This window comes from Psychrobacter sp. H29 (assembly GCF_059073055.1).
Genome location: NZ_JCACRY010000001.1, coordinates 1,450,719 through 1,472,582, shown reverse-complemented (window position 1 = coordinate 1,472,582; position 21,864 = coordinate 1,450,719). Strand labels below are relative to the sequence as shown.

The following is a 21,864-nucleotide window of genomic DNA, read 5'->3' as shown; positions in this document are numbered from 1 at the left end:
GATGAGTAAGCTCATATAGCAGTGCTACATTAAGTCGTAGGTTTTGAGTTTTTTGCGTAAAGTACCCCGATTCAGACCCAATATTTGCGCACACTTGGTTTGATTGCCACGAGTCTTTTCGAGAACCACAGATAAAAGAGGCTCCTCAACCTGTTTTAAGATCAGTTCGTATAGGTCGGTCGGCATCTCGTCACCTAGCATTGCAAAGTATTGACGTACCACACGCTCAACATGTACATGCAGAGGTTGTTGTACGCTACTCGCAGCACTATCTAAAGAGCGCGAAAAATCATGAGTAGAGGAGTGATAGTCTTCTTTATTATAGTCGGCAGGATGCTCAGAGCTTTTAGCAAAATGGTGGGCATTATGCTGTGCATGAGGTGCCATAAGATAATATCCTTGAAATGAAAAAAGTGTCAAACCATTAGATGTCAGAATAATAGTATATCAAATTAATATCGTCTAACGCTGACAGATTGATGGCTATCTTGATTACAACGATACGCATCGAGAGTAAGTATGGTGCATATCACCTATGAAAAATATTTATGCTGATACCAATAAAAATCAATAAAGTGGTGTCATGGTAACTTCACGGATTTGTCTGTCGTCAACGGGTATAGTAAACAGCAGACGTTTTTTGTCGTTAGCAGGTAGCTGGCTTTGTTTACCCAATAAGTAATCGGTGGGCGCTGCAATAAACTCTCCGATAAGGCTATCGGCGCCATAAACACTAACTTTTATATTTGGATAGAGCTGCGCTTGTGTGCTTTGGTTGTTAAGTGTCGCACTTATATCGCTAAATGTGCCCGCTGTTTGTATTTGGCTGGCTCTATGATTTGGAGTAGTGATAGTAAAAGCAGTCAAGTCTGCACTTGGCAAGCTGCACGCTGCAACAGAGCATACGGCTTGTAGCCTTTTGGCATTGGCAGGATTCTTGACTAAAGTCTCTAAATTAAACATAACATATTGTGCAGCAAGTAGGAGCGCCAATACCAAGCACCCGAGTATCCAAAGTATAGAGGCGATCGAAAGTGCTGCTGATGTGGGCGCAAAATGTGCCTGTGCTATTTTTGCATGTTCTGCGGCAGAGATTTCTTCATCTCTAATAGGAACACCCATATCTATTAGTAGCTGTGATAAATCTGTGTCGTTTATTGGCTTTTCGTCGCGTTTACTTTGCTCGTCAAGAAGTGCTTCAAGCCATGAGTTGTCAGTTGTATCATCTACACTGGCGTGAATATCATTGGCAGCTGCAGAACTGAGGACTTCTTGTGCTATCGAGGAAGACTCTGGTACCACATGTGTCGTAGCAGGTTTTGCCATTGGATCGTTATTTTTATGTTTAATATCAGAGGGCGAGTGTTGCCCAGTAGCTGATGTTTCTGTAGTAGAAGGTGTGTTGCTGACTTGGGTCAGCCAAGCATCCATACTATCTAAAGAGGCATATTCTGTAGGATTATCCTCTGGCTCATCAATATCCATATCATCGTAGATAAGATCATCATGAATGAGAGTGTCGGATGAACGTTTTTGATTGAGTGACGGTTTAGTATTAGGACGTTTTGCTTTGGTACTTTGAGTTGCTGAGGTATCAGAAGTTACGACGAGGTTCTTGTTGACCAAAAAACTTTGATGACACTGATCACAGCTGACGGTAGCATTGACTTTATTTAGCTGAGTTTGTTGAATATTAAAGTAAGCTTGGCAATGAGGGCACTGAGTTTTTATAGGGGTGGTCATAGGGCCGAATCCAAAAAAGTATGGTTATCAATACCGCATCGCCACTCACCAACAGCTACCTACAGTGCTCTTAAAATTATATCAATCATGAGCAAAGACAGAGTGGCGTCAAATACCTAACGTTTGACTGCCCTCTATCGTAACAGATGTAATTAAATGTTGCTAGCTAGTAAATGTACCAGATAAACGCTGCCAATGTTGGTCTTCTTGAGCGGTAAAAGCATGTTTAGGATCGAGGGCAAAATAGGGCTGATAAGCGGTCATAACTTGCTCAGTTTGTGACTCAATCAAGCCTGCTAAAACAATACGGCCCTTTGGTGCAATCAAGGTTGAGAAGTAAGGCGCCAAGCCAATTAAAGGTTTTGCTAGGATATTTGCGACGATGACTTCTACAGGTAAGATATCGTTTTGCGAACAGTGTTCAGTAAATGCTTCTGGCAAAAACGCTTGCAGACGGTCACCCACATGATTGCGTACCGCGTTTTGATTGGTCGCGAGCACCGCTTGCGAGTCGATATCAACTGCATATACTTGGCGTGCACCCAATAATAAAGCAGCGATACCTAAAATACCTGAGCCACAACCGTAATCGATGACCACTTTATCTGTCAGATCTTGCTCTGTCAGCCAATCAAGGCAGAGACGAGTTGTAGCATGGTAACCGGTACCAAAAGCTAAGCCTGGATCCATGATGATATTTGTCGCCTGAGGGTTAGGCGGCGTTAGCCAGTCTGGCACAATCCATAAGTCATTGGCACATTCAATAGGATGATAGTTGCTCATCCATTCGCGCTCCCAGTCTTTGTCATCAACGGCCGTTAGCCAAATGCGGGTTGCTTGTACTTGTGCTGCGATTTCATGACTGAGCTGCTCAACAGCCTGACGGCTACCAGAATCAGTAGTCGCGTCAAATAAACCAGTCAATATCACCTCATCCCACAGTGGGGATTCGCCTGGTAGTGGTTCAAACAAAGGCTGATCACCTGCATCATCTAGGGCAATTGATAGAGCACCGGCCTCTAATAAAAGCGCTTCGGCCAAATCGACGTTTGATTTTTCACATTGTAAGTGCAGTTGTTGCCATGCCATAAAGATAACCTTAAGCTAAAATAATAAATGTGTATTTTGAATGAAAGACAGATATTTGGTGTCGAAAGTGGGACGCCAAATATCTGTCAAATAATAATTCGAAATTTTATAGGTTTCTGAGTAGATCCCTATCAGTTAGATATCTGCCTATTAACTATGTATCGTCTATCAACTATGTACCTGTCTATTAGCGCAAAGCTCGCCTTGCTTCATTGATAACGCGTGAATTACCTTGGGCTTGACCTGATTGTAAGATAATTTGCCACAGTGCCCGTCTGCGATTGGCATCTTGTGACACACTAAGACCGCGCCGCGCCATTGCTTCTGCCTTGCGTGGTTGGTTCTTTTTCAAGGCGACTTGGGCCAAATAGAAGTACACGGCGGATGATTTAGGTGCCAAACGCTGTGCGCGAGTGAAGCTATTTTCGGCGTTGGTCAGTTGACCGGCTTTTAGCTGATTGATACCGACCTGCATCAAGTTACGAAATGCAGGCAATGTACTGTTGTTGCTGGTCGACTGTTGCGCCCGTTGTTGCGAGTTTTTTCGTGCCTGCTCCAGTAAATCGTTATGGGAGGGTGCTGATGGCTCAGAGATGATATAGTCATTACGCGAGGGTACGGCAATGCCTAGGTCAGGCTCTGTCGTTACTGGAGTAGAGGGCTCAAATATAGGCGCCTCTTGCGTCAATGGGTTTGGCGACTCGAGCTGCTCAGGTGGGATATAAGGCTCAACTGGATACTCATTTTCATCATCTACGTCAACAATGGGCGCCTGGGTGATGATTGTTGTGCTTGCAACTGGCGGCTGTGATGATGGGATTGTCTGTATCGGTACTGTGTTTGTCGCAGTTGTCGACGTACTGGGTACGGTCTGACAAGCGCTGAGACTCAGCATGCCGGCTAAGGCACCACCTACAAGCATAGTGTTGGCTGACATCAGCTTTTGGCGCCACTGAGTCACTTCTTCTTTAACAGTGGCAAATTGCTGTAAAGATGGGATCATGTCGAGACCTTTTTTAAATATTAAAAGCTAAATATCAAAAATAACGTTAGAACCATTCAACAGCACGGTCGTACCAAGTATCAGCGCGTTCTTCGTTACCATTGTCTTGCTCATTGCTGTTTTCTGAATCCGTGTTCTCAACTGCTTCACCGTTTGGAATCTCTAAACCTTCACGGCGACGCTGCTGATTGATGGCACCTTGCTGGTTCTGGAATTGCGTTTGCTCACGGGCACGATCTTGTTGGTACAAACTCAGCGCACAGCTACTGGCTTCTTCTGGTAGATACGCGGACATGACTGGTAAATAGCGCGCATTGGTACAGCGCTCATTAGACAGCTTGCCTGAGTTGTTCTCTAACCACAACCATTCTATACCTTCTGGTTCTGGTAACGCTACAGGGGTAAGTTTTAGACGATTCATGTAGTCAACCCAGACAGGAAGCGCACCAGTACCACCGCTCAGGCCAATAGGTTTGTTGTCATCACGGCCAACCCAAACCACACTGACATAGTTGCCGCTATAGCCTGCAAACCAAGCATCACGGTAATCATTCGTCGTTCCCGTTTTACCAGCAAGGTTTAGATTGCTACCAAGTGACTGGGCACGTCTGGCGGTACCGTTTGAAACCACCTGCTGTAGCGCATAGTTCGTCAAAAAGTTGGTCTCAGGTGGAATACTACGCTGAGTGTTCAATCCAGTACGCTGCAAAATACGCCCACGATCGTCAATAACCGTACGAATACTATGAATAGGGGTGCGGAAACCACCAGTGGCAAAGACCTGATAAATACCCAGCATATCCATCGGGCTAAGATTGACAGAACCTAACAGCGCTGACGGGTACGGTGGTATCTTTTCTTCAACTCCCATGCGGCGTAGTTGTTTGGCAAAGGTATCAACCCCAAATTCCATACCCAGACGTACCGCAGATTGGTTATAAGATTGCGATAATCCTGTGGTAAAAGGTACATAGCCATGATCACGGTTGTCATAGTTTTTGGGATTCCAGTCGGTACCATCGCTTAGGTTGACTGTGATAGGGGAGTCATCCACTGAGCTTGCCAAGTTATAGCGACCACTCTCAAGCGCTGTCATATAAATAATAGGCTTCAATAAAGAACCAACTTGGCGTTTGGCATCAACAGCACGGTTGAATCCTGTGAACTCACTGCCACTACCGACGACAGAAACCAGTTCACCAGTCTCCGGGTTGGCACTGACGAGCGCCCCTTGCAAGTCTTTAGTTTTGCTACCGCTACGGCGCAGTTCACCAAGTTTCTTATCAACTGCTTTATCTGCTGCTAATTGCGCGATAGGGTCTAAGGTACTGATAATAATGAGACCTTCGTTTTTGAGATCGTCTGAATAGTAAACAGTGTTGAGCTCGCGTTTAACGATATCCAAAAAGTCAGGGAACTGGCTTTTGCCTTCTGCAGGCTTGTCCACGATACCAAGAGGCTGCTCTAAAGCTTTATCGTAATCCTCTTGGCTTAGCGTGCCTACTGTGAGCATGTTATTAAGTACCACATCACGGCGTGCTTTTGAATCATTTGGATTGCGACGAGGATTATAAATACTTGGTCCCTTTGCCATACCGACTAGCATGGCTTGCTGATCTAAGCGTAGCTCATTGAGTGGCTTGTCAAAATAAAACTGTGCAGCCAATCCAAAACCGTTAATAGAGCGGTTGCCGTTTTGACCCAAATAAATCTCATTTAAATACGTTTGTAGGATCTCATCTTTGCTGTAATGCAGTTCAAGCAATACTGCCATTAACGCTTCGTTGGCTTTGCGCTTTATGGTGCGATCTGAGTTGAGATAAAAGTTTTTGATAAGCTGCTGGGTAATGGTTGAGCCGCCCTGTCTTGCACCACCAGAAAAGTTATTGTAAACAGCACGAGCGATACCACGTATCGAGACGCCTTTATGCTCATAAAATGCGCGATCTTCGGTGGCAATCAAAGCGTCAATCAATGGCTGAGGCACGTCATCTAAAGACACCACCATACGATCTTCATTACTATCAGGATAGATACCACCAATATTCACCGGCTCTAGACGTATGATGCCGCTTTTGGCAGGTACGGTACTTTGAATAGAGTCCACTTTATTATTAGCAATCGTCATTTTGATGACTTGCTCAGCATCTTTGTCGCTGGAGCTATAAGTAAAGCCGCGTGTATGGATAAAATAAGTATTGCCTGATCTATGGTAAGTACCAGTGCGATCGTAAGCTTTATTGCTCTGATAATTAAGCAATTCTAGCCACGTCTTCATCGTATCTCTATCGACGTTGGCGCCTTGATACAGCTCAAGTGGTTGCGAGTATACTTTGGCTGGAATATCCCAACGCTTACCTTCAAACTTATGGGTAATGGTGCGATCAAGTTTGATCAGGTACAGGGCCAAGAGCACCATGCCTGCGATGATAACAATTAATAGAAGGCTACTAAACACCAAGCCGCGCTGCTGTGAAGGTAATGTACTCATAGCAGGCTTAGATGATGGAGCTGACTTAGTATTTAATAACTTAAAATTGGATTTTTGCACGGACGTCGCACCATTTTTGGATAAAAAACTGCCTCATAATGACGTAAATTGATGAATTTTTCAATCTATCATCGTCAACGGGCGCATTCATTGGCATCAGAGCAGTGCTGATGTTACTGCCTAGGGTGATTGCTTGTAGTATAATCTTAACTGAAACACCGTTAAGAGCAGTGAGGTGTGAGCAACTTGTATAGCGTTGATAAACGTATATAGGATAACAATTTATTATTGCTGCAACGATGTAATTTGTATGAAACTGCTGCTGGATTTATTTTTACCATCAGCCTTCTGCTGTTTATTTTATGCTAACAGTAGCAATGCCAATATCAATTAATAGCAGTCTCGATTAATAGTAGTCGCAATCAATAGTAATCTTAACGAGTAGTAACTCCAATTAGTAACAGTTTCAACCAGTAGTAATGTCAGTATCGTCAAAAATGACTGTTCTTATTTAATTAATAGTCAATAACAGCAAGCTTGCTTTTAGTGAGTACGTTTTGAGTAAGCTTGTCAAAGGAAGTAAGCGCCGACTATGTCTAGTACCTCATCATCTGTAGCATCTACCACCACTCATTCCTACAAAGATAACTCTATTATTGAAGGGTTAGTGCTTCCATTGGCTGATCACTGCTTCCATTGCGGCGATCCTGTACCGCAGCCACCTTTTCATGCCGAGATATTAGGCAAGTCGCGTGAGATGTGTTGTATGGGCTGTCAGCTAGCAGCGCAGAGTATCGTAGAGGCAGGTCTTGAACAATATTATCTTGACCGTTCGGAGATTAACCGTACGGCAAGCTTGCCGACTCAGCTGACGCGCCTTGAGGTATACGATCATGATGAGATAAAGTCGCAATTCGTCTATGCGCAAGATGGACTGTCAGTTGCCGAGTTGTCTGTTAATAACTTGCGCTGTGCTGCCTGTACGTGGCTCATTGAGTCGCGTCTTGATGAGCTACAAGGCATCAGTAAGTGTCAGGTAAATCTGACCAATCAGCGTATGCGCGTCGTCTGGAATGAAGACATGCTGCCAATCAGTCGCATTCTAGCGGTCATTAATGAAATCGGCTACGAAGCCAAGCCTTATCGGCAAGATACTCATGAGGCCATGCTGGCACGTCATAATAATCAAATGCTCTTGCGTCTCGGTATTGCAGCATTGGGTTCGATGCAGGCGATGATGTACGCTGTTGCGCTCTATTTTGGTGAATATAGCGATATGTTGATATTCCAGCGCGATTTTTTGCGTTGGGTATCGTTATTTGTGAGCACGCCTGTTTTCTTTTATGCAGGTATCCCGTTCTTTACCTCAGCGTGGTCGGCGATTCGGGCACGCCAAGTAAATATGGATGTGCCCGTCAGTCTGGCGCTGATTATTACTTTTTTTGCCAGCCTCTATGCCACCGTTACTGGACAAGGGGAGACGTATTACGACTCAGTCAGTATGTTTATATTCTTTTTATTAGCAGGGCGTTATATCGAGCACAATGCACGTCTAAAAGCTGCCACTATGGCTAATGATTTGGTCGTGGTCGAGCCTGTATTGGTCCAAAAAGTGGCTGAAGACAAAGCAGCGGCAGCGCGTATCTTGCAGCAGCTTAGGGGCAATAGCGCTCAGCAAGATGACAGTATCGAAAATGAGTCTCATGAGGTGGCAGTCTCTGCAACTGACGTGATGCCTAACTTTATGCAGAAGATAGATGCGGATGTCCATCAGCTCACATCAGATATTGCGCAAGAGTGGCAGCACTCTCGTAATCAAAAAAATGCAACCTCACCGTTAGAAGGTGATGTATCGTCAAAACAAATGGTGACGGCTCACAGCTTGCAAGTGGGTGATGTTATTTTGGTTGAGGCAGGTTCAGAGATTATCAGTGACGGTATCTTGCTGAGCTCGACGGCAACCGTGTCACAGAGCTTACTGACGGGCGAGGGTGACTTAATCATCAAGACCCAAGGCGATTATATCGTCGGCGGCGCACAAAACGATAGCCAACCGTTTGAGATGCTAGTTACAGCGCTACCACAAGACAGTCAGATAGGTCTCATCGATAGGCTAATGAACCGGGCGATGAGTGAAAAGCCCAAACTGGCACAGCAAGCGGATAAGCTGGCACGTTGGTTTGTCGCCCGTATTTTAGTGTTATCAGTCTTAGTATTTGTTGGCTGGTATATCGTCGATCCAAGTCAGGCTATTTGGGCAACGGTCGCTGTATTGGTCGCTACTTGTCCCTGTGCGCTATCATTGGCGACGCCAATAGCGTTGACTGTTTCCACCAATCGCTTAGCCAGCTATGGTTTTTTGACGACGCGCGGGCATACGCTACAGACGCTGGCTGAAATCACTCATATTGCTTTTGATAAAACAGGAACGCTGACCTACGGTAAGCCAAATCTATTACATATTGAACTGGTGGCACCAATAGATCAGACAGAAACGGATGATGGGTCGTCAATAGCGCAAAAAGATAGGCTATTAGCAATTGCAGCTGCCTTAGAAGTCGGTAGTCGTCACCCGATTGCACACGCTCTGCTAACTGCTGCTTATCAATTACATCTACCAACGACGCGGGCAGTACAGCACTATCCGGCAGGTGGTGTGGAAGCAATGATTGATGGTATGAGATATCGCATCGGTCATGAAGGTTTTGCTTTAGACAGTGATATAAATAGTATTGAAAAAAACAATGATTTGACCATCGATTTACTAACTCATCGCGCAAGCTCAGCTGTTGTTTTGTCTTGCCAAAAAGCAAATACCAATGGCTGGCAGGCGCTGGCATGCTTTTATTTTAATGATAAAGTGCGAGATAGTGCTCAAACGATGCTTAATACTATAAAAGGGCTAGGTATCGAGTCTGTGATGCTAACAGGGGATCCAAGCCCGCAAGCGCTGACGATGGCTGATAGCTTAGGAATGCAGGCTGCCTATAATGGTCTATCTCCGACGGACAAGGTCAATCATATTCAGCAGCTGCAAGCCAAAGGCGCGGTCGTATTGATGGTTGGTGATGGCATCAATGATGCGCCAGTATTGGCAGCAGCAGATGTGTCCACCTCAATTGCTGGTGCGGCAGATCTGGCACAAGTATCTAGTGATAGTATTATCCTAAACGGTCAAATAGAGGCCATCACTGCTGCTAAACGTATTTCTGATAAAACAGAGCGCATCATTAAGCAAAATTTCCGCTGGGCGCTCGCTTACAACAGTATTGTCCTGATACCAGCGGCTTTAGGTTATGTACCACCATGGCTTGCTGCTATTGGTATGTCGCTTAGTTCATTGTTTGTCGTGTTGAATGCGCTGCGTCTAAAACGTGCCTAGTCACTTCAGAACGCACTGACGTTAAAAGAATGCATTGACGTTAAGCAAGCCCAAGCCTGTAACATTCAGCCATAAAAAAACCGCCTTCAATTATAAGTAGTTAAGGCGGTTTTTATACAGAATTGCTATCAGACAATGTATAGAATTAGTCTTGTAAATAGCTCAATAGACGCATGAATTCGATATACATCCAGACTAGAGTCGCAAGGATACCAATACTGAATAACCATTCGTAGTCTTCTGAGATACCCATCGCAACACCGCGATCGATATTGTCAAAGTCTAATAATAACGTAAAAGAAGCGATAACAATCACAAACAAGCTAAAGCCGATAGCGATAGCACCGCCTTCAAACAAGAATGGTAGTGTTGAACCAAATGCTAGAGAAAGCACCCATTGTGCGACATATACCAGCATAATGGCAATAACGGCTGAGGTCACAATAGAGCGGAATTTTTCAGTAACCTTAACCAAACCTGAGCGATAAAGACCTAACATGACTGCTGCTGTGACGAACGTCGCACACATTGCAGTTACTGGTACGGTCGGATACATTCTCATAAAAAATAATGAGATACCGCCCAAAAAGATACCTTCTAACAAGGCATAAGGCACTGCCAACGTCTTGGCTTTTTGTGGCTTAAAGGTAATAAAAAGGGCAAGAACAAACGCAGCAATCATGCTACCGAAGGCTGCCATGGTAATAAAACCTTGCGATAAACCTGCCATAAGCGCATAAAAGAAAAAGCCCACACCAGTAATAGCTGATAAACCAAGTAACAGGCTGGTCTTTTGAATAACGCCCTTGACCGTCATTGGATTACCGCCGATCGCAAGTTCTGCGCGACTGACAATAGGATTGGCCATACATAAATCCTTAATAATAAAATATGAAAATAGAGATGTTAGCTACTTTAGCAAAACCGCCATTATTGTCAACTGTGTTTGCGTGACAGCCATTGTGACTGTCTTCCTAGCTGTCTAATAGTGTCAGTAGCTCACGTATCAAACTGCTGCACGCTTGTGCGTATATTGGGCAGGCAAGTAAGGCTAAGTAAGTCATTTGATAGCTTTTATATGGGGTCAGTTACGACAGTTAACAACGATAATTGAGAAACATGCTAGTCTAAGCGCGCATTTATCGCTATCATTGCCCTGTACTTCACCGTTATACCGAGTCGTTTTATGGAAAACTCAGCGCAGTCAGCAAGATTGCCACACTTACATGAATCAGAGCTATTCCACGCTATCAAGAACCCTGCTTTTAGGCGCATTGGGCTGATGGGCCGCGCTGGTAAACGCAGCGTCACTCAAAGTCTGGTGCAGATCGCCCAAACCATCAATGATATGAATTTGACATTGATCATGGATGTGCAAACTGCCAATTTGCCCACACTGGATCTTATAGACATAGAAAAAGTCAAAATCGTAAAGCGCGGCTTAATTGGTGAGATTTGTGACTTGGTTATTGTGGTCGGTGGTGACGGCTCGATACTACATGCTGCTGAAGCATTAGCACGTTACCGTGTGCCTGTATTGGGAGTTAACCGTGGTCGCTTAGGGTTTTTGGCAGATGTAAAGCCTGATGAAGCGGCGTTTAAACTGCGTCAGGTGTTGATGGGAGACTATCAGCTGGATCATCGGTTTTTACTTACGATGGAAATACGAGAAGGGCGCAAAATAGTCCATGAGGATATGGCGCTCAATGATATCGTGTTGCATGCTGGCAAGTCGGTACATATGATTGATTTTCAGATGAAAATTGACGGACACGATGTATATAGACAGCATAGTGACGGGCTAATAGCAGCAACACCGACAGGCTCAACTGCCTATGCGCTATCTGGTGGTGGTCCTATCATACATCCGAGTATGGATGCCATTTGTCTCGTGCCTATGCATCCTCATACCTTGTCTAGTCGTCCGATTGTGGTCAGCGGTAATAGTGAAGTCTGTATTCGTATCCATGAAGACAACCGTACGCAGCCAATGGTTAGTGCAGATGGCAAACCCAGTGTACCGCTCGAACAAGAGCAACGCTTACATATTCGTAAGCACCCTGACAAACTGACTTTGTTGCACCCACCTGGGTTTGATTTTTATGAAGCGTGCCGGACAAAGTTACACTGGAATGTCCACGCTGAAGAATTCAGTCTTGATGTCGATGATGATATCATGGACGATGAATAAGTCAGTCTTTTACAGAGAAATATGATCCAAAAACCGCAGTGGAGTAGGCAAAATGGATAAACAAACAATACTAGCAAGTCTAACGCCTGAGGTAGTCGATAAATTCCGTATGGCGATTGAGCTGGGCAAATGGCCTGATGGTCGCAAAATTACTGCTGAGCAGCGCGACACTTGTATGCAAGCGGTAATGGTATGGGAGCATGAGCATCTACCGCCTGCTGAACGTACTGGCTATATCCACAAACCAGTAAAAGACGACGGTTCAGTGGTTGGTGCTGAATGTGATGTCGAGCATGAACATCATTATCCTAATATGCCGAACCCTAAAGGTGCCGTGCAGCCTGTCAAATTTCGTGATAAATAAGTTTTGTGATAAATAGACCTACAAATAGGTAGGTCTGTAATAGCCATAAATACAGCCATCACAAAAAAGCCACGCTCATTAGCGTGGCTTTCTTACTTTATAGTGTTTTAATCACAATACATGATTAGATTGCAGTCGTATCGACACTAGGACGAACCGTTAGTGGGTTTTTCTGCATCAAAAATCCCTGCCAGCCCCAATGCAAAAAGTTACGAATGTTGGCGTGATCAGTACCATTAGGCGTTGATTGTACTTTAGCATAGTGTTCGCCAAATAGTTTTAGCGTGTCCAGCTGGTTCAAACCATGATGCTTAGCAAAACCAAAAATCTTTGCACTACCTTCGTTTTCACCAGCGGCATTATGTACCATGCCATTAACGAAAGGGGCAGGCGCATAGCGATAAAAATCATCAATAAAGCTGATGACATCATTGAATCCAATGGCTTTTTTGTTCAAACCATTAAGTAGTGCCGATATATCTGATTGGCGGATACTCATAAATAAATGACCTCAGAGCAGATTAAAAAAACAATATAGTACTTATTGATACCCAATAGCAGCTGAGCATCAAGTATTATAGATTAGCGATTGAAATAGTCTTCGTCATCGAATGAAGGCGAAAAGTTGCCTTGCTCAAGATGCTGCATTTGCGACTGTACAGAGCGCTCATGCTGAATACGTTGATAAATCTCTTCGCGATGTACGGCAATATCTTTCGGTGCGTTTACACCGATACGTACTTGATTGCCTTTGACGCCCAAAACCGTCACACTGACTTCATCGCCAATCATTAGCGTTTCGCCCACGCGGCGTGTCAAAATTAACATGCGTCACACTCCTTATGTCGCATCAACAAATTATTACTCATCAGATTACTTCTCAATTGCAGAACATTACCGTAGCACTAAGCAAGCAATGTATCAATAATTACAATGCTCGACATCGTGCTCATAACGGTAACGATAGGTAGATTCATTTAGCCCAAATGAAAGCCCCATTATAGGTGGCATAACAGATACTGTCACGGTTTTTTCACAAAACTATTAGGTAAGTGCTCATTTTAGCTAGGGCAAAAAATAAAAATAGGACCTAAAGAGATCCTATTTTATTTGAGTATTATATCAATATAACAGTAGCACTGGACAAATTACCGACAATGCTCAGGCGGTATTTTAACAGTTTTTGAGGGTTATAGCCCAGCGATTTTGCTTTCGCCGTCTTCACGGTCAAGACCAAATGCAGTATGCAGTGACTTGACGGCTTTTTCTAAGTGCTGGTCTTGAATCAGTACAGACACTTTGATTTCGCTAGTCGATATCATTTGGATATTGATGTTGTTTTCAGCCAATGTCTGGAACATTAGGCTTGCGACACCTGCGTGTGAACGCATACCAACACCGACTAATGAGACTTTGACAACTTCGCTATTGCCTGAGATTTCTTTGGCACCAATCTCGTCTTTGACTTCTTCATTGAGCACTTTTAGGGTCTTGTCCAAGTCAGTGCGGTTTACAGTGAAGGTAAAGTCAGTGGTACCATTGTCTGATAGGTTTTGGACAATCATATCGATTTCGATATTGGCGCGACCAATGGGGCTTAAGATAGCAGAGGCGATACCAGGATGATCGGGTACACCGCGTACTAAGATTTTTGCTTCGTCTCGATTAAACGCGATACCTGAGATGATTGCCTGTTCCATATTGTCTCCTTCGTCTATCGTAATTAGGGTGCCCACATTGTCTTGAAATTCTTGGTCAAAGCTGCCGTCTGTGTTTTCATCAAAGCTAGATAGTACGCGTAGAGGTACACCGTACTTGCCAGCAAACTCTACTGAACGAATCTGTAGAATCTTTGAACCAAGGCTAGCCATCTCTAGCATTTCTTCAAAGGTAATTTTTTCAAGTTTTTTGGCTTTTGAGGTCACACGAGGATCAGTGGTATAGACGCCATCGACATCAGTATAGATCTGACACTCATCAGCACCCAAAGCTGCTGCAATCGCCACACCTGTTGTATCAGAGCCACCGCGTCCGAGTGTGGTCGCGTTGCCTGCTTCATCAATACCTTGAAAGCCTGCCACAATAACGATATTGCCAGCATCTAGCTGCTCGCGTATGTTTTTATCATCGATGCTTTCGATACGGGCTTTATTATGGGCGTTATCGGTTTTGATAGCGACTTGACGACCAGTAAATGAGCGAGCACCAATACCAAGCTCTTTAATCGCCATAGCGAGTAGTGAGATAGAGACTTGCTCACCCGTTGAGACCATTTGGTCGTATTCACGTGCGTCAGGGTTGTTGCTAATTTGGCGTGCTAAATCAATCAAGCGGTTGGTTTCGCCGCTCATAGCTGAAACCACAACGACCACTTGGTGACCATTGTCATGCCAGCGTTTGACTCGTTTGGCGACGTTTTTGATGCGGTCGATACTGCCCATTGAGGTGCCGCCGTATTTTTGTACTATTAACGCCATAAAAATCTACCTATTATTCAATAATGACTTTTTATGATCAGTGATGAGTGTCAATGTGAGACCTATCAATGCTTGTATACATAAAGCCAGATTATAAAAGTGATGCCCTAGGTTTTTGTTCATCTGGTTGTGTCTACTACCTTTAATGAACGAAAAACATGCCCAAACGTTGACCTTTATACCATATCTACAGCACAACTTTAAGTCTCAGTATCGCCTAGATATATGGCGATTGGTTATAGTGGTTATAACCAATCGCGTATTTGGTGCGTAGTCGAGTAAAGCTATGCGATAAATATAAGGTATATTATGACGCGCTATACCAATATACTCGCTGGTCTAATATTCACTAGCTTAGCTAAGCTGGGTTTCAATCCAAGCAGGTAGAGCGCTGATAACCGCTGCACTGTTGCCAGACTTCGGCGCGCCACCTTGGGCGTAGTCAGGCTTACCGCCGCCTTTACCACCAAGCTCACTCGCCAAATGACGAATGATATCACCAGCTTTTATCTTAGCAGTGACAGACTTCGCTACGCTCGCTGCGAGCGCCAACTGCTCGTCTTTATCACCGACGAGTACAATCACGCTATCAGGTAGTTTTGATTTGATATCGTCCATCAGCGTACGGATAGATTTACCATCGATGCCGCTTAGGGTGCTGATAAGAACTGGTGTACCTGCGATAGTCTGCACATCATCAAGTAAGTTAGCTGCTTGAGCACTGGCCATCTTTTGTTGCAGACGCTCTAGTTGTTTTTCAAGATCGCGCTGCTTATCTGCCATGGTGCGTACACGCTGCGCCACTTCAGGACGTTTTACTTTGAGCTGACTTGCCAATTCACCCAGTTGCTGCTCGCTTTGCTGCATGTTTTTGACCGCGTTCATGCCAGTAACTGCTTCGATACGGCGAATACCAGCTGCGATACCTGATTCACTGGTGATCTTTAGCACGCCGATATCGCCAGTACGCTGCACATGTAAACCGCCGCATAGTTCGATAGAGAACGGCTTGCGCTGACCATCTACGATACTGTCTGTACCCATGGTTAGGACTCGAACGTCACTACCGTATTTTTCGCCAAACAGTGCCATAGCGCCTTGGTTCATGGCCTCATCAATCGACATGTGCTCGATACGGGCAGGGGTGTTGGCTTGGATTTGTTCATTGACGAGACGCTCTACTCGCGTAATTTCAGCGGCACTGACAGGCTTGTCGTAGGCAAAATCAAAACGTAGTACTTCGCTTGAGACCAATGAGCCTTTTTGCGTAACCGCATCACCTAATACTTCTCTTAGCGCTGCATGTAATAGGTGAGTAGCAGAATGGTTTTTTGCACTAGCGGCACGGATGCTTGAGAGTACATGAGCGTCAGCCGTCTGCTTAGGGCTAATCTCACCCATAGTCACGACACCATAATGAATAATCGCCTGACCAGATTTTTTAGTGTCTTGTACATTAAAGACGCCTGATTCGGTACGAATTTCACCAAGCTCACCAACTTGACCGCCGCCTTCTGCATAGAATGGGGTGCGATCAAGTACGACAACGCCTTCCATGCCTTCTGTTAAGCTGTCTGCTGGGTTACCATCTTGGTAAAGTGCATCAACAGTGACACCTTCTTCTTCAAGCTGCTCATAGCCGATAAATGTCGTTGGCGTTTCTACTTGGATGACGCTGCTGTAATCAACGTCGAATTTGCCAGCATCACGGGCACGCTCACGCTGCGCTTGCATATGCTCATCGAATTCTGCTTCGTCAATGACAATACCGCGCTCACGAGTGATATCGGCAGTCAAATCGAGTGGGAAGCCGTAAGTATCGTAAAGCTTAAAGGCAGCTTCACCAGATAGCGTATCGCCATCTTGTAAGCCTTCAAGTTCGCTGGCAAGCAAACGCAAACCTTGGGCTAATGTTTTAGCAAACTGTGCTTCTTCTTTTTGAATGGCACTTTCGATGGCAGTTTGTTTTTCTTTTAGATCTGGATAAGCGCTGCCCATTTCTGCGACGAGCGGCGCCACCATTTTGTAGAAAAACTCACTATCTGCACCAAGTTTGTTGCCATGACGTACGGCACGGCGAATGACGCGGCGTAGGACATAGCCGCGACCTTCATTGCTTGGCGTAACGCCATCAGCAATCAAAAACGCTACGGCACGAATATGGTCGGCAATGACTTTTAGTGATGACTGCTGTTCATTATCAATCTCTAGGATTTCAGCCGCCGCATCCATCAAATGGACAAATAGGTCGATCTCATAGTTGCCATGGACGCCTTGCATGATGGCACTAATACGCTCAAGTCCCATGCCTGTATCGACACTGGGTGCTGGTAGCGGTAATAGAGTGCCGTCTTTTTGACGATTAAACTGCATGAAGACACAGTTCCAAATCTCAATAAAGCGGTCGCCATCTTCTTCAGGAGTACCTGGCAAGCCGCCTTCGATATCGGCGCCGTGGTCATAAAAGACTTCGGTACAAGGACCACAAGGACCAGTATCACCCATGGTCCAAAAATTATCAGAAGCGTAAGGCGCACCTTTGTTATCGCCAATACGAATGATGCGATCGCTTGGAATACCGATGTTTTTATTCCAAATCTCAAACGCTTCATCATCGGTTTCATAAATGGTGACGTACAGACGATCCTTATCAATGGCTAGCCACTCATTTGAGGTCAAAAACTCCCAGATATATTCGATACCTGCTTGTTTGAAGTAATCGCCAAATGAGAAGTTGCCTAGCATTTCAAAGAACGTGTGATGGCGGGCAGTGTAGCCGACATTATCTAGATCGTTATGCTTGCCGCCAGCACGGACGCACTTTTGAGAAGTTACAGCACGGGTGTAGTCACGTGGTTCCATACCCAAAAAGGTTTCTTTGAACTGATTCATACCGGCATTAGTAAATAGTAATGTTGGATCATTATGAGGAATCAAGCTAGACGATGAAACTTGGGTGTGCTGCTTGCTTATGAAAAAATCGATAAAGGCTTGGCGAATATCGGCTGAGCGAAATGGCTGGCTCACAGCGGCTCCTTACTGACGGATAGAATTGAGTAAATAACATAAAATAATTTTGCAAGCGATTTTAGCACAAACGCCTAAGCTCTTGGTACAAGAGTTATAACTGCTAGGTTATTATGCGCATGCTTACCGCTGCTTGATTGGTAGCGCATCAAGATTGGCGGTTCAAACAAGCCAATCGTGCAATCAGGTCAGTCCAATGGACAAGCTAGTTGGTCAAAATAGCAGCATCAGTTTCATCGAGTTTGTCTTTTATCACGGGGTCAGACTCAATCACTTGTACGGGCAGATAGCGTAATTGCAATTTGATGGGTAGATACTCAGGAAAATTATCTGCCATATCTTGGGTAATGACCGCCTCGATCTGACGGACATCGGTTGAGGTTGGTGTCGTCTCACCGCGCACGACTGCACGCACGACTTGATTCTCATCTGATGTGTCAAATTGAGTATTGGTCAGCACGTTGCCTTGATCGATAAAGTAGCTGTTGATAGCTTCTTTCACACTACTTTCAAACACCTGCTGCTTGGCATTGGTCTGTAGGTTGATGGTCAAATAGGTACCCAAACCACCCAGTAATAACAAAGTCACCGCGTTACGCTGCAAAAAAGTCAGATAGTTGTTTGATTTATAGTCGTTGTCGACCAAGCGGCGAAAACCCAAAACCCATAACACAAGTGCATTAGTAAACTGAATAGCAATGATGTTGGTTACTGCCAATAAAAGCGCACCAAATCCAAGCTGTAGCTCACCGTTAGCAAATAAAATACCACTAGCAGCAAGCGGTGGCACCAACGCAGTGGCTACTGCAACGCCGACTACCGCGACTGATAAATGCGGAGACACCATTGCATAGGCACCAGCCGTACCACCTGCCAATGCAATCATAAGATCCATAGAGGTGGGCTGGGTACGCGATAGTATTTCAGCGGTCAAGGGTTGGTCTTTGTGTAGCCAGCCAACGATGAATCCAACAACCAATACCAATGACACCCCCAGAAATACGGTGACTAGTGACTTACGTAGTAGGGGCATACGGTAGTCGATGATCGCTAACGCGACGCCAGTGATGGGACCTAGCATCATCGCAACCAGCATCGCGCCAATCACGACCGCTGCTGAGTTGGTTACTAGACCATAGCTTGCGATGATGGCAGAGAGGATATTCATAATGAAGTACATTCTGCTGGGCAGTGCATTGGCTTCAATCCTAACCCGCACCTCTGGATAATCTACTTTTTTGTTATTGAACTGCTCAGCGACAAACTGCTTATAAGACTCAAGCTTGGCTTCTTTTTCTTCCTGAACCTCTTCTTCATCGCTTTCGTGTTCTTTATGTTCATCTATATTAGGGCTGTTGTCTTGTTCATTATCCTGATCGTTATTTTGATCATTGTATTGATCATCGCTTTGCAAACTATCGTGCTCATGTACACTTTCATCTTTCAATGTATTATTCGTTTTCACTTGACTGTCTGCTTGCTCATCAGAGCTGTCTACGGGTGCGTGTTGAGCATCGACAGATAGGTCGTCGTCTGTTGGCTTTGTTATGTCAGCATTTTTTTTGTCTTGAGCGCTCCTCTCTAATGTATCAGCCGCATCTGATTGAAAGAAATCTGATTGGGATTCAGATGAGTCTTCATAGTTCTGCTGTTTAGGATTGGACTGCTCAGAATTGGGCTTATTAGGGTTAGGCTGCTCAGAATTGGACTGGGACATAGGTTCAGTTGTCTCCAGCGTGGCTACCACTACATCTTCACTGATTGACTCTATCTTAACATTGGCTTCAGGGTTTTCAGCACAGGCTAGATCTTCATTTTCTAGTGCTTCTTGAGTCATGTTGGTCATTTCAGTGTCGCTTATCGCCGTATCCGCTACTGAATCAGTCAAAGCATCTTGATTGTTTTTAGGATCAGCATTGGCTGAAGTTTTATTCTGCTGAGCTGAGTCAGTAGATACGTTTTTTTTAGATGAGGTCATAACAGATAACTTTCTCAACGAATGAAGAAAGTCACTATTGTAATGATAAACGGACAAAGGTATAGAGGTTTTTTGCGATTAGGCAAAGGAGAGTATAGATAGGTAAGCGTGTGATAAAAGAGCAGTTTATTAGCATGCATCTAAAACCTTAAAGCTAACATGGTTTTGAATAAAAGTCATCTGATATAGGTGATATAAGCGTTCAGATTAAATACTTACTAAAATTGTGGAATTAAAGTATAAATAGATTATACCCACAAAAAAAGTAAGGATTAAATCATGAATTGGTCATTATTTGCTGTTATTTACATCATAGCAGGCACGGTCACCACAGGCGTTGTCATCATTGGTACGCTCATTATGGGGTTCGATGAGATCGCTCATATGCAAATAGCGGTCGCGGTGGGTGCTTTGGCTTCTATTCCTGTAACGATGTTCTTTGCCAAAAAAATTGGCAACATTACGGGTGATGAGGAGGGCTACGAGGCGTAGTTAATAAGACCTACGTTTTGTAAGTGAGAAGCTGTGCTAAAACGCTTTGATTCTAAGGCAGCTCTACAACAAAGTGATTCTATAAAAGGTCGCTATATATAAGGCGACTATATGGAAAGTGATATTATAAATAAGCAGAAAAAACAAGTAGACATAAAAAAGACCTCACGATGGAGGTCTTTTTTGTCATGATTTTTATGATGGATTGGGATAGTCAATCAGACTTACTGAAGTTCGACAACCGCGCCGTTTTCGACATTGGCATAAACCTCTAACACATCCCAGTTGGTCAAACGAACACAACCTGCTGATCCTTGGCGACTGATACCTTCAGGTACTGGTGAACCATGTAATCCATAAGAAGGCTTAGATAAACCCATCCATACCACACCCACTGGATTGTTCGGTCCTGGTGCTATCATATGGACTTTCTTTTGAGCGCCTTCACCGACAGTTGATTTATACCAAGGCATTTTTACTTTGTTGATGATCTTAAACGACCCTTTTGGTGACGGTGTGGCATCGCTACCGACGGTCGTTGGGTAGGTAGCAACTAGCTTGTCACCGTTGTATGCATAGAGTGTCTTATCTGCTTTGTTGGCAACGATACGGTTGATACGTTGGTTAAGCTTGCCACGGTTGTTCAGTACGGTGATCGTCTCACCAACTTTATACTCTTTATTCTTATTCAACTTATCGAGGTAGCGTACGTCCATATGAAAACGTTCGCCTAACATCTCTTTGATGTCTTGATAATACAAGCCTTTCATTTTTGACTTGGCTTCTGAACCAGAAGGGGTGGTTGCAAAATTGGTATTAAGGTCATCTTCAGTCAGGGTATAAGTGACCAATACAGGTTTGGTTGCAGGAATATCTTTTACTAAGGCATCCCACGTTTTTTGGTCCATTTTACCTGTCTTTGGCAGACCTCTCATCGCTTGAAAGTTGACCAAGGCTTTTTTGCTGTTCATGCCCCAACCGCCATCGATAGGACCAGGAGACGCATGGTTCCAATCAAGTAGTGCTTGTATTTTGATGGTCATTGCTGAGTTGACGTTCATGTTTGGTGACCAGACAGCACTATTCACTTGCTTAGCATAGTTTGATAAGTTTAGTGTGGTGTGTCGTTTACCATCTTTGTCTTCAATGCTTTTGATGGTTGGATCATCACTGAAGTCTTGACGCTTTTCACTCTCTGGCAGCTCAAAAGCAAGTGGGTCAGATGAATTGATAGATGACAAATCGCTAGGAGCAGCAACAGCTTGGCCTTCAGTTATATCATCATCACGGTCAGCTTGCTCATCTTTACGTGTCAATTCTGCAGCGCTCATGTTATCTGCAGCCTTTGGCTCACTCTTTGAATCAATAAGCTGAGTCATACGGTCAGCTGGCAAGCGACTGTCTAACGAGCTGCTACGATTTTCTTGTACATCCAAGCTCACCTTTTGGGCAAGGCTCGGCATCGTATCTGATGTGCGTACTGGCAATGTGCGAGTAGCATCAGCAGGCGCAGCCAATGCGGCAACGCTAGCACTTATGGTGGCAATAGATATAGCAGTAATAATAGGCTTTATTTTCATCATGTTGAATCACTTGTGGTTGCTACTAATGCGGCTATTATGCGCAT

Annotated in this window: 15 protein-coding genes and 1 pseudogene; 4 read left to right on the top strand and 12 right to left on the bottom strand. The window is 44.5% G+C overall.

Going from position 1 to position 21,864, the window contains the following annotated elements; translation table 11 throughout:
• Positions 1 to 24: 24 nt before the first annotated feature.
• The 5 genes from fis to mrcB form a co-directional block, all read right to left on the bottom strand.
• Positions 25 to 387, bottom strand: a complete 363-nt coding sequence (fis, locus tag AC5JP1_RS05765) for a DNA-binding transcriptional regulator Fis (protein ID WP_443524491.1) — start codon at positions 385 to 387, stop codon at positions 25 to 27.
• Positions 388 to 567: 180 nt separating this feature from the next.
• Positions 568 to 1,743, bottom strand: a complete 1,176-nt coding sequence (locus tag AC5JP1_RS05760; protein WP_493843489.1) for an MJ0042-type zinc finger domain-containing protein — start codon at positions 1,741 to 1,743, stop codon at positions 568 to 570.
• A gap of 162 nt (positions 1,744 to 1,905) precedes the next feature.
• Positions 1,906 to 2,832, bottom strand: coding sequence for a 50S ribosomal protein L11 methyltransferase (prmA, locus tag AC5JP1_RS05755; protein ID WP_493843488.1), 927 nt, complete (start codon positions 2,830 to 2,832; stop codon positions 1,906 to 1,908).
• 187 nt (positions 2,833 to 3,019) lie between these two features.
• Entirely contained in the window at positions 3,020 to 3,835 is an 816-nt protein-coding gene (locus AC5JP1_RS05750) for a tetratricopeptide repeat protein (protein ID WP_493843487.1), read from the bottom strand.
• Between the two features lie 46 nt (positions 3,836 to 3,881).
• Positions 3,882 to 6,326 carry a penicillin-binding protein 1B gene (gene mrcB / locus AC5JP1_RS05745; protein ID WP_493843486.1) on the bottom strand — a complete coding sequence of 815 codons (2,445 nt, stop codon included), beginning with the start codon at positions 6,324 to 6,326 and terminating at the stop codon, positions 3,882 to 3,884.
• 592 nt (positions 6,327 to 6,918) lie between these two features.
• Between mrcB and AC5JP1_RS05740 the strand changes: the two genes are divergently transcribed.
• Positions 6,919 to 9,708 carry a heavy metal translocating P-type ATPase gene (locus AC5JP1_RS05740; protein WP_493843485.1) on the top strand — a complete coding sequence of 930 codons (2,790 nt, stop codon included), beginning with the start codon at positions 6,919 to 6,921 and terminating at the stop codon, positions 9,706 to 9,708.
• Between the two features lie 145 nt (positions 9,709 to 9,853).
• Here the strand turns inward: AC5JP1_RS05740 and AC5JP1_RS05735 are convergent, their stop codons facing one another.
• Positions 9,854 to 10,576 (bottom strand): Bax inhibitor-1/YccA family protein, encoded by a 723-nt coding sequence (locus AC5JP1_RS05735; RefSeq protein WP_058024171.1) that lies wholly within the window; start codon positions 10,574 to 10,576, stop codon positions 9,854 to 9,856.
• A gap of 318 nt (positions 10,577 to 10,894) precedes the next feature.
• Between AC5JP1_RS05735 and AC5JP1_RS05730 the strand changes: the two genes are divergently transcribed.
• Positions 10,895 to 11,899 carry an NAD(+) kinase gene (locus AC5JP1_RS05730; protein ID WP_443524483.1) on the top strand — a complete coding sequence of 335 codons (1,005 nt, stop codon included), beginning with the start codon at positions 10,895 to 10,897 and terminating at the stop codon, positions 11,897 to 11,899.
• Positions 11,900 to 11,951: 52 nt separating this feature from the next.
• Positions 11,952 to 12,263, top strand: coding sequence for a YeaC family protein (locus AC5JP1_RS05725; protein ID WP_493843484.1), 312 nt, complete (start codon positions 11,952 to 11,954; stop codon positions 12,261 to 12,263).
• A 124-nt stretch (positions 12,264 to 12,387) separates the two neighbouring features.
• On the opposite strand, the gene AC5JP1_RS05720 is transcribed toward AC5JP1_RS05725, so the two are convergent.
• The 5 genes and pseudogenes from AC5JP1_RS05720 to AC5JP1_RS05700 all read right to left on the bottom strand — a co-directional run bounded on the left by AC5JP1_RS05720 (position 12,388) and on the right by AC5JP1_RS05700 (position 19,745).
• A complete protein-coding gene (locus AC5JP1_RS05720; protein ID WP_443524480.1) occupies positions 12,388 to 12,762 on the bottom strand; it encodes a HopJ type III effector protein in 375 nt (124 codons plus the stop codon).
• Positions 12,763 to 12,923: 161 nt separating this feature from the next.
• A pseudogene (csrA, locus tag AC5JP1_RS05715) lies at positions 12,924 to 13,091 on the bottom strand (carbon storage regulator CsrA); the annotation flags it as partial.
• 362 nt (positions 13,092 to 13,453) lie between these two features.
• Positions 13,454 to 14,740: an aspartate kinase gene (locus AC5JP1_RS05710; RefSeq protein ID WP_319050114.1), complete on the bottom strand. Its 1,287-nt coding sequence runs from the start codon at positions 14,738 to 14,740 to the stop codon at positions 13,454 to 13,456.
• A 354-nt stretch (positions 14,741 to 15,094) separates the two neighbouring features.
• Positions 15,095 to 17,767, bottom strand: a complete 2,673-nt coding sequence (gene alaS / locus AC5JP1_RS05705) for an alanine--tRNA ligase (RefSeq protein ID WP_493843483.1) — start codon at positions 17,765 to 17,767, stop codon at positions 15,095 to 15,097.
• A gap of 205 nt (positions 17,768 to 17,972) precedes the next feature.
• On the bottom strand, positions 17,973 to 19,745 hold the full coding sequence (locus tag AC5JP1_RS05700; RefSeq protein WP_493843482.1) for a TIGR00341 family protein: 1,773 nt from the start codon (positions 19,743 to 19,745) through the stop codon (positions 17,973 to 17,975).
• 279 nt (positions 19,746 to 20,024) lie between these two features.
• On the opposite strand from AC5JP1_RS05700, the gene AC5JP1_RS05695 reads away from it, so the two are divergent.
• Positions 20,025 to 20,237 carry a hypothetical protein gene (locus AC5JP1_RS05695; RefSeq protein ID WP_443524476.1) on the top strand — a complete coding sequence of 71 codons (213 nt, stop codon included), beginning with the start codon at positions 20,025 to 20,027 and terminating at the stop codon, positions 20,235 to 20,237.
• A gap of 224 nt (positions 20,238 to 20,461) precedes the next feature.
• Here the strand turns inward: AC5JP1_RS05695 and AC5JP1_RS05690 are convergent, their stop codons facing one another.
• Entirely contained in the window at positions 20,462 to 21,820 is a 1,359-nt protein-coding gene (locus AC5JP1_RS05690; RefSeq protein ID WP_493843481.1) for a L,D-transpeptidase family protein, read from the bottom strand.
• Positions 21,821 to 21,864: the final 44 nt, after the last annotated feature.

Coding starts and splice junctions, on each gene's coding strand:
- fis (WP_443524491.1), bottom strand. CDS start 387: ATGGCACCTCATGCACAGCATAATGCCCACCATTTTGCTAAAAGCTCT.
- AC5JP1_RS05700 (WP_493843482.1), bottom strand. CDS start 19,745: ATGACCTCATCTAAAAAAAACGTATCTACTGACTCAGCTCAGCAGAAT.
- AC5JP1_RS05740 (WP_493843485.1), top strand. CDS start 6,919: ATGTCTAGTACCTCATCATCTGTAGCATCTACCACCACTCATTCCTAC.
- AC5JP1_RS05720 (WP_443524480.1), bottom strand. CDS start 12,762: ATGAGTATCCGCCAATCAGATATATCGGCACTACTTAATGGTTTGAAC.
- AC5JP1_RS05730 (WP_443524483.1), top strand. CDS start 10,895: ATGGAAAACTCAGCGCAGTCAGCAAGATTGCCACACTTACATGAATCA.
- AC5JP1_RS05710 (WP_319050114.1), bottom strand. CDS start 14,740: ATGGCGTTAATAGTACAAAAATACGGCGGCACCTCAATGGGCAGTATC.
- AC5JP1_RS05725 (WP_493843484.1), top strand. CDS start 11,952: ATGGATAAACAAACAATACTAGCAAGTCTAACGCCTGAGGTAGTCGAT.
- AC5JP1_RS05690 (WP_493843481.1), bottom strand. CDS start 21,820: ATGATGAAAATAAAGCCTATTATTACTGCTATATCTATTGCCACCATA.
- prmA (WP_493843488.1), bottom strand. CDS start 2,832: ATGGCATGGCAACAACTGCACTTACAATGTGAAAAATCAAACGTCGAT.
- AC5JP1_RS05695 (WP_443524476.1), top strand. CDS start 20,025: ATGAATTGGTCATTATTTGCTGTTATTTACATCATAGCAGGCACGGTC.
- mrcB (WP_493843486.1), bottom strand. CDS start 6,326: ATGAGTACATTACCTTCACAGCAGCGCGGCTTGGTGTTTAGTAGCCTT.
- AC5JP1_RS05760 (WP_493843489.1), bottom strand. CDS start 1,743: ATGACCACCCCTATAAAAACTCAGTGCCCTCATTGCCAAGCTTACTTT.
- AC5JP1_RS05750 (WP_493843487.1), bottom strand. CDS start 3,835: ATGATCCCATCTTTACAGCAATTTGCCACTGTTAAAGAAGAAGTGACT.
- AC5JP1_RS05735 (WP_058024171.1), bottom strand. CDS start 10,576: ATGGCCAATCCTATTGTCAGTCGCGCAGAACTTGCGATCGGCGGTAAT.